11 protein-coding genes and 1 pseudogene are annotated in these 11,925 nt (G+C 37.6%); 6 read left to right on the top strand and 6 right to left on the bottom strand.

Translation table 11 applies throughout. The features are described 5' to 3' along the window. Window positions 1-103: 103 nt before the first annotated feature. The 3 genes from HMPREF3031_RS02035 to HMPREF3031_RS02025 form a co-directional block, all read right to left on the bottom strand. Window positions 104-1,270 carry an MFS transporter gene (locus HMPREF3031_RS02035; RefSeq protein WP_244968286.1) on the bottom strand — a complete coding sequence of 389 codons (1,167 nt, stop codon included), beginning with the start codon at window positions 1,268-1,270 and terminating at the stop codon, window positions 104-106. Between the two features lie 99 nt (window positions 1,271-1,369). Further along, a complete protein-coding gene (locus tag HMPREF3031_RS02030; RefSeq protein ID WP_002481304.1) occupies window positions 1,370-1,840 on the bottom strand; it encodes a GNAT family N-acetyltransferase in 471 nt (156 codons plus the stop codon). 19 nt (window positions 1,841-1,859) lie between these two features. Further along, complete coding sequence (locus HMPREF3031_RS02025) at window positions 1,860-3,227, bottom strand: MocR-like pyridoxine biosynthesis transcription factor PdxR (RefSeq protein ID WP_002481305.1); 1,368 nt, start codon at window positions 3,225-3,227, stop codon at window positions 1,860-1,862. Between the two features lie 96 nt (window positions 3,228-3,323). Here HMPREF3031_RS02025 and pdxS point away from each other — a divergent pair, with 96 nt between their 5' ends. Together pdxS and pdxT are read left to right on the top strand one after the other, a co-directional pair. Further along, entirely contained in the window at window positions 3,324-4,211 is an 888-nt protein-coding gene (gene pdxS / locus HMPREF3031_RS02020) for a pyridoxal 5'-phosphate synthase lyase subunit PdxS (RefSeq protein ID WP_002481306.1), read from the top strand. 1 nt (window position 4,212) lies between these two features. Continuing rightward, a complete protein-coding gene (gene pdxT / locus HMPREF3031_RS02015; RefSeq protein WP_002481307.1) occupies window positions 4,213-4,791 on the top strand; it encodes a pyridoxal 5'-phosphate synthase glutaminase subunit PdxT in 579 nt (192 codons plus the stop codon). A 40-nt stretch (window positions 4,792-4,831) separates the two neighbouring features. On the opposite strand, the gene HMPREF3031_RS02010 is transcribed toward pdxT, so the two are convergent. The 3 genes from HMPREF3031_RS02010 to HMPREF3031_RS02000 all read right to left on the bottom strand — a co-directional run bounded on the left by HMPREF3031_RS02010 (window position 4,832) and on the right by HMPREF3031_RS02000 (window position 7,089). Beyond that, window positions 4,832-5,317: a GNAT family N-acetyltransferase gene (locus tag HMPREF3031_RS02010; RefSeq protein ID WP_002481308.1), complete on the bottom strand. Its 486-nt coding sequence runs from the start codon at window positions 5,315-5,317 to the stop codon at window positions 4,832-4,834. A 17-nt stretch (window positions 5,318-5,334) separates the two neighbouring features. After that, window positions 5,335-5,778, bottom strand: coding sequence for an ASCH domain-containing protein (locus HMPREF3031_RS02005; RefSeq protein ID WP_002481309.1), 444 nt, complete (start codon window positions 5,776-5,778; stop codon window positions 5,335-5,337). A gap of 99 nt (window positions 5,779-5,877) precedes the next feature. Then, window positions 5,878-7,089 carry a NupC/NupG family nucleoside CNT transporter gene (locus HMPREF3031_RS02000; RefSeq protein WP_002481310.1) on the bottom strand — a complete coding sequence of 404 codons (1,212 nt, stop codon included), beginning with the start codon at window positions 7,087-7,089 and terminating at the stop codon, window positions 5,878-5,880. Window positions 7,090-7,260: 171 nt separating this feature from the next. On the opposite strand from HMPREF3031_RS02000, the gene HMPREF3031_RS01995 reads away from it, so the two are divergent. From HMPREF3031_RS01995 to HMPREF3031_RS01980, 4 genes and pseudogenes are all read left to right on the top strand, one after another. Then, complete coding sequence (locus HMPREF3031_RS01995; protein ID WP_023016300.1) at window positions 7,261-7,722, top strand: CtsR family transcriptional regulator; 462 nt, start codon at window positions 7,261-7,263, stop codon at window positions 7,720-7,722. 119 nt (window positions 7,723-7,841) lie between these two features. Beyond that, window positions 7,842-8,246: pseudogene (locus HMPREF3031_RS01990) on the top strand (UvrB/UvrC motif-containing protein); the annotation flags it as partial. Window positions 8,247-8,249: 3 nt separating this feature from the next. Beyond that, window positions 8,250-9,254 (top strand): protein arginine kinase, encoded by a 1,005-nt coding sequence (locus HMPREF3031_RS01985; protein WP_002481313.1) that lies wholly within the window; start codon window positions 8,250-8,252, stop codon window positions 9,252-9,254. Between the two features lie 11 nt (window positions 9,255-9,265). Beyond that, window positions 9,266-11,731 carry an ATP-dependent Clp protease ATP-binding subunit gene (locus tag HMPREF3031_RS01980; protein ID WP_002481314.1) on the top strand — a complete coding sequence of 822 codons (2,466 nt, stop codon included), beginning with the start codon at window positions 9,266-9,268 and terminating at the stop codon, window positions 11,729-11,731. Window positions 11,732-11,925: the final 194 nt, after the last annotated feature.

Below are 11,925 nucleotides of genomic sequence, written 5' to 3'. Positions count from 1 at the left end.
CACGAGATCCTGTAAAGGGTCTCTTTTTTTATGCTTATATAATGGTATGAATAAATAAATCGCCCGCTCTGTATTTAATGGTACACAGAGTGGGCGATTATGTTTATGAAGTAATAGATGAATGTTGTTTTTCGACATAAATAGATATTAATAAGAACATCAAACCGATTAGTGTAAGCAAAGGTGCAATTAAACTTAATGAGGCTACAGGTAAGTGTGTGATAACTAAACCACCTACAAACGCACCTAACGCATTGCCTAAGTTGAAGGCAGATTGATTCAATGTACTGGCTAACGTAGGCGCATCTTGTGAAATCAATGTGCTCTTATATTGAAGAGAGGGACTCATACTAAATCCGATAACTCCAAATAAAAAGACGCCAAGTACCATTACAAGTCCATTGAACTGCATGAAATACAGAATTCCAAAATAGAGGATGAAGATTGTAAAAATTAATTGTAACGCCTTATTCAAATTCCAATCCGCAAGTTTACCACCGATTAAGTTACCTAGCGTGACATCCACACCAAAGATAATCAACATAAAGGAAATGAGATTTTCTTTAATATGTGTGACATCTATTAATACTGATGAAATGTAAGTAAAATACGCAAAGACACTGCTGAAACCAAACAGGGTTACTGCGAGCGTTAACCATAAACGCTTTTCTTTTAAGATTTTCAATTCGTCTAATACAGATGAAGCTTGACGCTCTTTTTGATTAGGAACAAAAATCATAATACCAATCAACGCTAATATTCCGATAATAGCTATAATCACAAAAGTCATCGCCCATCCGAATTGTTGACCGATTAATGTTCCAAAAGGTACACCTAAAATATTACTTAAAGATAGTCCCATGAACATCAACGCCATGGCACTTGCGCGATATTGCGGTTGTACCATACTTGCGGCTAAAATAGATCCGATTCCAAAGAAAGAACCATGCGCAAGTGAAGTGATAATTCTAGCTGTCATCATGAAGCCGTAACTTGTGCTGAATGATGAAGCTAAGTTACCAATAATGAAAATAGCCATTAAAAGCATTAATAAATATTTTCGATTAAGTTTGATGGTTATCATAACCAAAATAGGTCCGCCAATTGCGACACCTAAGGCATAGCCTGTAATTAATTGACCAGCTTGACTGACCGTCACATGGAAATCACGTGCGATATTGGGTAATAAGCCCATGATGACAAATTCTGTCATTCCAATCGCAAATGCGCCGATCGCAAGCATCCATATCGCAATAGGATATTTCTTCAAAATGACACCTCCGAAAATTCGCAAATATGGACTCGATTATACGTGAACCTTTAAATAGCGTCAATGCACTATATGATGTTTTATAAAAAGGTGACATATTTAAAATTGATAAGACATCACATGTTGCGGACCAGCTGGACCTTCTAATATACGTTTAGTATCGATATAGCCAAGTTTTTGATAGACATGAATGGCTTTAGGATTTTTAAAATTAACTGAAAGTACGATTTCATCAGTATTTGGAAAATGTGTACGCACATAGTCAGGTAATTGTGCCAAAGCTGCTTGTGCTAGACCTTGACCTTGCATACGTTCCGTAATAGAGAAAGACTTTACTAAGACAGCATTTGAATTTTGTGCTAAGGATGCACCTTCATCATTTTGATTCAGCCTCATAAAGCCAACTGGATGTTGTTGATGTAAAACAACGACAGGATATTCTCCAGGTGCTAAATCTTCAAGAGCCGCAAAGGGTAAGAGCGCAAAAGCACTTTCTGCTTCAGCAATTGTAAACTTCTCAAGGTCTTGATCATATTTAGAATCATATGGGACTAATTGAACGTCAGACATATTGTTTTTCTCCTTTAAGTCATTTTGTCAGTGTTTGAATCAATACATTAGTATGTGCTTCTAATTCATTATCTGGAATCCCCCCGAACCCGATAATAAATTTCGGTGCTGCAACATCATAATTCTCTTTCTTCATATAATTGATTAATGGGATGAGTTTGACGTGATTTTGTTTCGCACGTTGTAACACCTTATCTAAATGCATGCCGTTTTGAACTGTTAATGTGAAATGCATACCCGTTGTGGCACCTTCAATCATGAGTTGATTTTGATAGGGCTTTAAAGCTTCTAAGATATAAGTCAGCTTATGGCGATAAACTTTACGCATTTTATTCAAATGGCGATCAAATGAACCGTTTTCCATAAATTGCGCTACTGTATACTGCATTGGGGCTGGGACTGTATTACCTTCTTTGTTAGGTAAATCGTGATAATTTTTCATCAGTGCTTTAGGCAACACCATAAACGCAATACGGCAACTTGGGAATAATGATTTAGAAAAGGTACTGATATAAATAACCTTTCCTGTCTTATCTAAACTTTGAAGTGCAGGAATCGGTTTACTGAAATAGCGGAACTCTGAATCATAATCATCCTCGATAATGAAACGGTCTTTATGTTGTTGGGCCCAGTTGATGAGTTGTGTACGGGTCTTTAAGTTCATCACATAGCCAGTCGGGAATTGATGCGAGGGTGTCACATATACCACTTGGCGATTGGAATTGAAGACTTGTGACATCTCAATTCCTTTTTTAGTAACAGGGACTTGTTTATAAGCCAATTCTTTTTTATCCAACACTTGCTTAATAGGTGGATAGCTTGGATATTCAATGATGTAAGAACGATCAGTGAGTATATCTGTTACTTGGTTGATTAACTGTTCAGTGGATGAACCGATAATGATTTGTTCGGGATGACAATTCACACCGCGACTATTAAAGAGATAATGTGCAATGGCTTGTCTTAATCTGAATTCACCTTGTTGATCTCCAGGCTGTAAAATATCTGGCATAGATTCATCAAAGACATCACGCGCATACTTACGAAATTGTTGCCACGGAAAGTGTTCTGTATCAATACGTGCCAAATCAAAGCGATAACGTGTAGTTGTTTCTTTTTGAGTTTGTTGAATCACTGCAGTTGGAGATTCTTTTGTGACTACTGGCAGTGATTCAATATCTGATACATAATAGCCTGACCGCGGCTTTGAATAGATATAACCTTCATCTAGTAAGTATTGGTATGCATGTTCAATTGTTGTATTACTGAGTGAATGATGTTCAGCAAGTCGGCGTTTAGAAGGAAAACGGTCACCAGATTGATACTGGCCTTCAATGATTTGTTCCTTCAACTTTTGATAAAGCTGCATATATAAAGGTTGTTTCATTCAACTGGCCTCCTAATATTTATCGAAATTGGTCCTTTAACACTATCAGTTTATCCTTTACACTGGATTTAATCAATGAGAAAAGGGGTATTTAGAATGTCTAAAATTGTAGGCTCAGATCGAGTAAAACGTGGAATGGCTGAAATGCAAAAAGGCGGCGTAATCATGGACGTTGTCAATGCAGAACAAGCTAAAATTGCAGAAGAAGCAGGCGCAGTAGCAGTTATGGCGCTTGAACGTGTACCATCAGATATCAGAGCAGCTGGTGGTGTTGCGCGTGCATGTAATCCTAAAATTGTTCAAGAAGTAATGGATGCTGTTTCAATTCCAGTTATGGCTAAATGCCGTATCGGACATATTACAGAAGCACGTGTGTTAGAAGCAATGGGTGTAGACTACATCGATGAATCAGAAGTATTAACACCTGCTGATGAAGAGTATCATTTATTAAAAAGCGACTACACTGTACCATTCGTATGCGGTTGCCGTAACTTAGGCGAAGCAGCACGTCGTATCGGTGAAGGTGCAGCAATGTTACGTACGAAAGGTGAACCAGGTACTGGTAACATCGTTGAAGCAGTACGTCATATGCGTCAAGTGAATTCAGAAGTGGCTAAATTAACAGTTATGCCAGATGATGAAATCATGACATTCGCAAAAGAAATCGGTGCACCATACGAAGTCTTAAAATCAATTAAAGATAATGGTCGTTTACCAGTAGTTAACTTTGCGGCAGGCGGTGTTGCGACACCTCAAGACGCAGCGTTAATGATGCAATTAGGTGCTGACGGTGTATTCGTAGGTTCAGGTATCTTTAAATCAGAAGACCCTGAAAAATTCGCAAAAGCAATTGTTCAAGCAACAACACACTACACCGATTACGAATTAATCGGTAAATTAGCTCAAGAGCTTGGTGAAGCAATGAGAGGCTTAGATGTAAATCAACTTTCATTAGAAGAACGTATGCAAGAGCGTGGCTGGTAAGATGAAAATCGGAGTCCTCGCACTACAAGGCGCAGTACGTGAACATTTGCGCCACATTGAGCTCAGCGGCCACGAAGGTATCGCAATCAAACGTGTTGAACAATTAGAAGAAATTGACGGCTTAATTTTACCAGGCGGTGAATCAACGACATTACGTCGTTTGATGAATCTGTATGGATTTAAAGAAGCTTTAGTCAACTCAGATTTACCGATGTTCGGTACATGTGCCGGATTGATTGTCTTAGCACAAGACATCGTCGGTGAAGAAGGGTATTTGAAGAAATTAGATATCACTGTAGAACGTAATTCGTTTGGGCGACAAGTGGACAGCTTTGAGTCTGAATTAGATATTAAAGGTATCGCAGAGGATATTGAAGCGGTCTTCATCAGAGCACCGCATATTGAAAAAGTAAACAGTGACAATGTAGAAGTATTAAGTACAGTCGGCGACAAAATTGTTGCCGTTAAAGAAGGTAATTATTTAGGTGTTTCTTTCCATCCGGAATTAACAGATGATTATCGAGTAACACAGTACTTCATCGAACATATTGTTGCTGAAAGTAAAAAAGCGAATGTATAATCATTCAAAAAACGAGCAGCCATAACGGTTGCTCGTTTTTTTAGTCTGGAAATTTTTCTAAGTATATTAATCCTTCATGGTCAGGTGTGCTGTTTTGGTTAATATAATCATAGCCGCGCTTTCGATAAAATTGTACTGCGGTTATTGAAGCAGGGATAATGAGACGTTTTGCGCGATGATAATAATAGTCATCTTCTAAAGTATCCATAATCAGTTTGCCTATACCTAATTTTTGATAATCAGGTGAAACAAAAATAGAAAAGAAGCATGATTCTGTTTCACTGCCATAGTAAGGACCAATCGCACCTGTACCGATTAATTGATTGTTTAATTTAAAGACATAGAAGTTGATATGCTCTGCTTTATGTTGAATGCTTTCAGGCGTGGTTTCTGTTACGTAACTTTCAATATCTTCTTTCGGTTCGTCTTTGATGTTGGTCGTTCTGAGTGTATGACATATTAAATCCACAACCGCTTGTGTATCTGATGCTTGAAACTTACTGATTTGTATCTTATTTAAGTCCATAATTTCACCTGCTTTATTTATTTAGTAAATAGACATTCAAATTCTTCACAGACCATGATTTGATCTTCATTAAAAGTTTGATTAATGCTTGCGTATTCAGGTATGAAAAAGTCGCGATGGACGTTTCTCCAATATGTTAAGGTTCGAGAACCTTCTCCTTCTTTATATGCGTGTTTTTCTGATACTTCACAGAAAGGGACTTGATATACTTTAGTATTTTTAATAATACAAACAGGATGATCTTGCGCATCTAGAACGATACTCAAATCGTTGACTTTTGGTAGAGGCCCTTCTTCCTCAATGTAGAAAGCTAAACCGCTGGTTGTCGCAGTTTTGATACCTTGTGAGACTAACTCAGCTAAGTCTGTAGCATCGACACCGAATTGCCAGGCGGTATAAGAAGCGTCTTGATAAATAGGATATTCAGTTATGAATTTGTCCCAAAATTCATCGATATTCATTATGACACCTCCATAATTAAGTGTTACTTTACACGAAAGTGGTTTGGAATGCAATATGAAAAAACGACTCCCTGATTGCGGAAGTCGTTTAAAAATGATTTACATGAATAGACCTGCGATAGCTGCAGAGATGAATGATACAAGTGTTGCACCGAATAGTAATTTAAGTCCGAAACGTGCAACCAAGTCACCTTTTTCATCATTTAATGATTTGATGGCACCAGAAATGATACCGATAGAACTGAAGTTTGCGAATGATACTAAGAAGACAGAAGTAATACCGATTGCACGTTCTGATAAACCATGCATTTTACCTAAGTCTAACATCGCAACGAATTCGTTTGATAATAATTTTGTAGCCATTAATGAACCTGCTTTAACTGCGTCATCCCAAGGAATACCTGTTAGGAATGCGAATGGCGCAAAGACAAATCCGATTAATGTTTGGAAGTCCCATTTAATTGAACCGCCTGATACAGCTGTAAAGATACCGCTGACAAGGCCATTAAGTAAAGCAATAATTGCGATATAACCAATTAACATTGCCCCTACAATAACCGCAACTTTAAATCCGTCTAAAATGTATTCACCTAACATTTCGAAGAAAGATTGTTTTTGTCCTGTTTCTTCTACTAATAATTTGTCGTCTTTTTCATCAACTGTATATGGATTGATGATTGAAGCGATAATAAATCCGCCGAATAAGTTTAATACAATTGCTGTTACGACATATTTAGGGTCTAACAGTGTGAAGTAAGCACCGATAATTGAAGCGGATACTGTCGACATTGCTGAAGCAGTTAATGTATATAAACGGTGCTTCGGAATGTATGGTAATTGTTTCTTCAATGAAATGAATACTTCTGATTGTCCTAAAATAGCAGCTGCAACTGCGTTATATGATTCTAAACGACCCATGCCGTTGATTTTAGAGATCAAGAAACCTAAACCATTAATAATCATTGGTAAAATCTTAGTGTATTGTAAGATACCGATAATTGCTGAAATGAAGACAATCGGTAATAATACGTTGAAGAAGAATGGCGGTTGATCTGGATTGACGTATTTAAAGCCTCCAAATACAAAGTTAACTCCTTCTGCAGCTTTTGATAACAGATAGGCGAAGCCTTTCGCAATACCGCCGATGACTGTGATTCCTGCATTTGTTTTTAAGAGAACAAACGCGAAGATAAATTGAATCACAAGCAAGATACCAACGTAATGCCACTTAACGTTTTTCTTGTCAGAACTAACAACAAGTGCGAGGGCTAAGAAGAAGACAATCCCTATTAAAGCAATAAGTATATGCATGTTATTTCTCATCCTTTTATTTTTTATTTCATCCAATATCATACAGGAAAAAAGCGCTTTCGAACATCCTATTTTTGACGATGTCGCAAATTTTTTAAATCATATTGGTTGAAAAAGGTCAAAGTTGGTCATATAATATAGTCAAAGAAGGTCAAAAAAGGGGTGATATCCATGCATAATATGTCCGACATCATAGAACAGTACATTAAGCATTTATTTGAAGAATCAAATAAAGATGTTGTTGAGATACAACGAGCGAATATTGCTCAACGTTTTGACTGTGTGCCTTCTCAACTTAATTATGTAATTAAGACAAGATTCACCAATGAACACGGTTATGAAATCGAAAGTAAACGCGGTGGTGGAGGTTATATCCGAATCACTAAGGTTGAAACCAAGGATACGAAAGGTTATATTGATCACCTCTTACAAATCATCGGCGATTCAATCTCTCAACAACAAGCACATTATGTGATCGAAGGATTGCTTGATAATCAATATATAACATTACGCGAAGCGAAAATGATGCTTGCAGTGGTAGATAGAGATACGTTAAGAATGGATGTTGCTGCAAGGGACATTGTCCGCGCAAACATATTGAAACAGCTATTGCCGGTCATTAATTACTATTAATAGTTAGGAGGCTGCACATGGCTGACACATTTGCACATGGAACAAAAACAAACGCACTTAAGTCACAAGAACACAATAGAATTAAAGCACAAAGTAATGAAGAGGAACCTACATGGCAGAACAATCAAGATGACATGGAAGGCTCTTTTGTTATAAAACAAATACTTCAACATTTGGCGTCTAAGCATGGTATTCAATTAGAAGACTTAAGCGTCAGAGAAGAGAAGAAGTGTCCTACTTGCCATATGACAATGAAAGATATTGCGTATAAAGGGAAGTTTGGGTGTGCACAATGTTACACTACCTTTAAAGAGGATATTGTAGATATTGTCAGACGTGTGCAAGGCGGACAATTTGAACATGTCGGTAAAACGCCTGTCTCCTCTCAGCACAAACTCGCATTAAAGAAAAAAATAGAAGCTAAAAATAAATATTTACAAGAATTAATAGAACAACAAGCGTTTGAAGAAGCGGCTGTCGTTCGTGATGAAATTAAAGTACTACAAGAAGAAAGCGAGGGATAACACATGAGCGAACATTCAATGTACATGAGTAGTTGGATGCAGCAGAATGAAACAACGCCGGTCGTGATGTCTTCACGTATACGACTTGCGAGAAACTTGAACAATCATGTTCATCCCTTAATGTTTACTTCAGATGTAGAAGGACAAAAAGTCATTAATGAAGTCCAAGATGCACTGCCTGATTTAAAAGTATTAAATATGCAGACCATCACGCATACAGATAAATTAAAATTAGTAGCGAAGCATCTGATCAGTAAAGAACTGATTGAACAGCCGGCTTCAGCGGTATTGTTGAATGATGATGAATCATTAAGCATAATGGTAAATGAAGAGGATCATATTAGAATTCAAACCATGAGTTCAGATATGGATTTAGAAGCACTTTATCAAGAAGCTTCAGAAATAGATGACCAATTAGATAGAGCACTTGATATCAGTTTTGATGAAGATTTAGGTTATTTAACAACGTGTCCAACGAATATTGGTACAGGAATGCGTGCAAGCGTGATGCTGCACCTTCCAGGACTTTCTATCATGAAGCGTATGAATCGCATTGCTCAAACTATTAACCGTTTCGGCTTTACGATTCGCGGTATTTTCGGAGAAGGTTCTCAAGTTTATGGTCACATCTATCAAGTTTCAAACCAATTAACCTTGGGAAGAACTGAGGAACAAATTATTGAAACGTTAACTGAAATCGTCCAACAAATTATTGCGGAGGAAATGCAGATTCGCAAACAACTGGATTATCATAACTTAGTTGAGATGCAAGACCGCATTTATCGCTCACTTGGTTTATTGCGCTACAGTCGCATAATGTCTATGGAAGAAGCATCGACGAGACTCAGTGAGGTCAAGTTAGGTATTGATTTAGGTTATATTGATTTACCAGAATTCAACTTCAATCAAATGATGGTAGCGATTCAATCCCCATTCTTGATTGACGAAGCACAACAAATTTCAATTAAAGAACAAAGAGCAAATATTATTAGAGAACATATAAAATAGGAGGTTTTGCTATGTTATTCGGTAGATTAACAGAACGTGCACAACGTGTCTTAGCACATGCACAAGAAGAAGCGATTCGTTTGAATCACTCAAATATCGGAACTGAACACTTATTGCTTGGTTTAATGAAAGAACCAGAGGGTATTGCCGCAAAAGTATTAGAAAGTTTCGGTATCACAGAAGACCTTGTTGTTACAGAAGTAGAAAAATTAATTGGTCAAGGTCAAGAACACATCGGCACATTGCACTATACACCGAGAGCGAAAAAAGTGATTGAACTTTCAATGGATGAAGCACGTAAATTACACCATAATTTCGTAGGTACAGAACACATTTTACTTGGTTTAATCCGTGAAAACGAAGGTGTAGCTGCACGTGTATTCGCAAACTTGGATTTAAATATCACTAAAGCGCGTGCTCAAGTTGTCAAAGCACTTGGCAGTCCAGAAATGAGCAATAAAAATGCACAAACTGCAAAATCTAACAACACACCGACACTTGATGGTTTAGCACGTGACTTAACAGTGATTGCTAAAGACGGCACATTAGATCCTGTTGTCGGCCGTGATAAAGAAATCACACGTGTCATCGAAGTATTAAGCCGTCGTACTAAAAACAACCCAGTGTTAATCGGTGAGCCTGGTGTAGGTAAAACAGCAATTGCTGAAGGCTTAGCACAAGCTATTGTAAATAATGAAGTGCCTGAGACATTAAAAGGTAAACGTGTGATGTCTCTAGACATGGGTACAGTTGTTGCCGGTACAAAATACCGTGGTGAATTCGAAGAAAGACTGAAAAAAGTTATGGAAGAAATTCATCAAGCAGGTAACGTTATCTTATTCATCGACGAATTGCACACATTAATCGGTGCAGGCGGTGCTGAAGGTGCCATTGACGCATCTAACATCTTAAAACCAGCACTTGCACGTGGTGAATTACAAGCTATCGGTGCAACAACGTTAGATGAATACCGTAAACACATTGAAAAAGATGCAGCTTTAGAACGTCGTTTCCAACCTGTACAAGTGGATGAACCGACAGTTGAAGATACAATCTTAATCCTAAAAGGATTACGTGATCGTTATGAAGCGCATCACCGTATCAACATTTCTGATGAAGCGGTTGAAGCAGCAGCACGTTTAAGTGGCCGTTATGTTTCAGATCGTTTCTTACCAGACAAAGCAATCGACTTAATCGATGAAGCAAGTTCAAAAGTAAGATTGAAAAGTCATACGACTCCTTCAAACTTAAAAGAAATTGAACAAGAAATCGAAAAAGTGAAAAACGAAAAAGATGCAGCTGTACATTCACAAGAGTTCGAAAATGCTGCAAACCTTCGTGATAAACAAACAAAATTAGAAAAACAATATGAAGAAGCGAAAAATGAATGGAAAAACAAACAAGGCGGCGCAAACACATCATTAACAGAAAATGATATTGCTGAAGTGATTGCGGGCTGGACTGGTATTCCATTAACACGCTTAAATGAAACAGAATCAGAACGTCTGTTGAACTTAGAAGACACATTGCATAAACGTGTCATCGGTCAAAAAGATGCTGTGACATCTATCAGTAAAGCAGTACGTCGTGCACGTGCAGGCTTGAAAGACCCTAAACGTCCAATCGGAAGCTTTATCTTCTTAGGACCAACAGGTGTAGGTAAAACAGAATTAGCACGCGCATTAGCTGAATCAATGTTCGGCGATGAAGATGCGATGATTCGTGTAGACATGAGTGAGTTCATGGAAAAACACGCAGTGAGCCGTTTAGTCGGAGCGCCTCCAGGCTATGTAGGTCATGATGACGGTGGTCAATTGACTGAAAAAGTAAGACGTAAACCTTACTCAGTTATTCTATTCGACGAAGTAGAAAAAGCACATCCTGATGTCTTCAACATTATGTTGCAAGTCTTAGATGATGGTTTCTTAACTGATACAAAAGGTCGTCGTGTAGACTTCCGTAACACAGTCATTATCATGACTTCAAACGTCGGTGCACAAGAATTACAAGATCAACGCTTTGCTGGTTTCGGCGGCGGCAGCGACGAAGGTGCAGATTACGAAACAATTCGCAGTACAATGATGAAAGAATTGAAAAATGCATTCCGTCCTGAATTCTTAAACCGTGTTGATGATATTATTGTCTTCCACAAATTGGATAAAGCTGAATTGAAAGAAATCGTAACAAAAATGGTCAGCAACCTTACTGATCGTCTATCTGAACAAGATATTAATATCGAAGTGACAGAAGCTGCGAAAGAAAAAATCGCAGAAGAAGGTTACGATCCTCAATATGGTGCACGTCCACTTATCAGAGCAATTCAAAAAACAGTTGAGGATAACTTAAGTGAGTTAATCCTAGACGGTAACCAATTAGAAGGTAAAGACGTAGTTGTGGATCACAATGGCGACAAATTTGAATACAAAATCAATGATCGCCAAACAAAAGAAACTGAAGAAACAAAAACAAAAGCGTAATAAACGTAATGGTTAAACCAGATAAATAGATCAAGACTCCTTTTTAAGCAGTATTTATAACATGGCTGCTTAAAAGGAGTCTTTTTATATATTGTGATTTTGATATTTTAAAGAGAATATAATATGTAGTTTTAAAGAAATTTGGTATGATGTGGTTAAAGATGAGAGTTAGATGATTGTATGAAATGTGTTTT

The organism is Staphylococcus sp. HMSC072B07 (assembly GCF_001815505.1).
GTDB lineage: Bacteria > Bacillota > Bacilli > Staphylococcales > Staphylococcaceae > Staphylococcus > Staphylococcus simulans.
The sequence above is the reverse complement of the archived record's forward strand: the minus strand, read 5'-3'. Positions and strand labels throughout refer to the sequence as shown.

Coding starts and splice junctions, on each gene's coding strand:
- HMPREF3031_RS02030 (WP_002481304.1), bottom strand. CDS start 1,840: ATGTCTGACGTTCAATTAGTCCCATATGATTCTAAATATGATCAAGAC.
- HMPREF3031_RS02025 (WP_002481305.1), bottom strand. CDS start 3,227: ATGAAACAACCTTTATATATGCAGCTTTATCAAAAGTTGAAGGAACAA.
- pdxS (WP_002481306.1), top strand. CDS start 3,324: ATGTCTAAAATTGTAGGCTCAGATCGAGTAAAACGTGGAATGGCTGAA.
- pdxT (WP_002481307.1), top strand. CDS start 4,213: ATGAAAATCGGAGTCCTCGCACTACAAGGCGCAGTACGTGAACATTTG.
- HMPREF3031_RS02010 (WP_002481308.1), bottom strand. CDS start 5,317: ATGGACTTAAATAAGATACAAATCAGTAAGTTTCAAGCATCAGATACA.
- HMPREF3031_RS02005 (WP_002481309.1), bottom strand. CDS start 5,778: ATGAATATCGATGAATTTTGGGACAAATTCATAACTGAATATCCTATT.
- HMPREF3031_RS02000 (WP_002481310.1), bottom strand. CDS start 7,089: ATGCATATACTTATTGCTTTAATAGGGATTGTCTTCTTCTTAGCCCTC.
- HMPREF3031_RS01995 (WP_023016300.1), top strand. CDS start 7,261: ATGCATAATATGTCCGACATCATAGAACAGTACATTAAGCATTTATTT.
- HMPREF3031_RS01985 (WP_002481313.1), top strand. CDS start 8,250: ATGAGCGAACATTCAATGTACATGAGTAGTTGGATGCAGCAGAATGAA.
- HMPREF3031_RS01980 (WP_002481314.1), top strand. CDS start 9,266: ATGTTATTCGGTAGATTAACAGAACGTGCACAACGTGTCTTAGCACAT.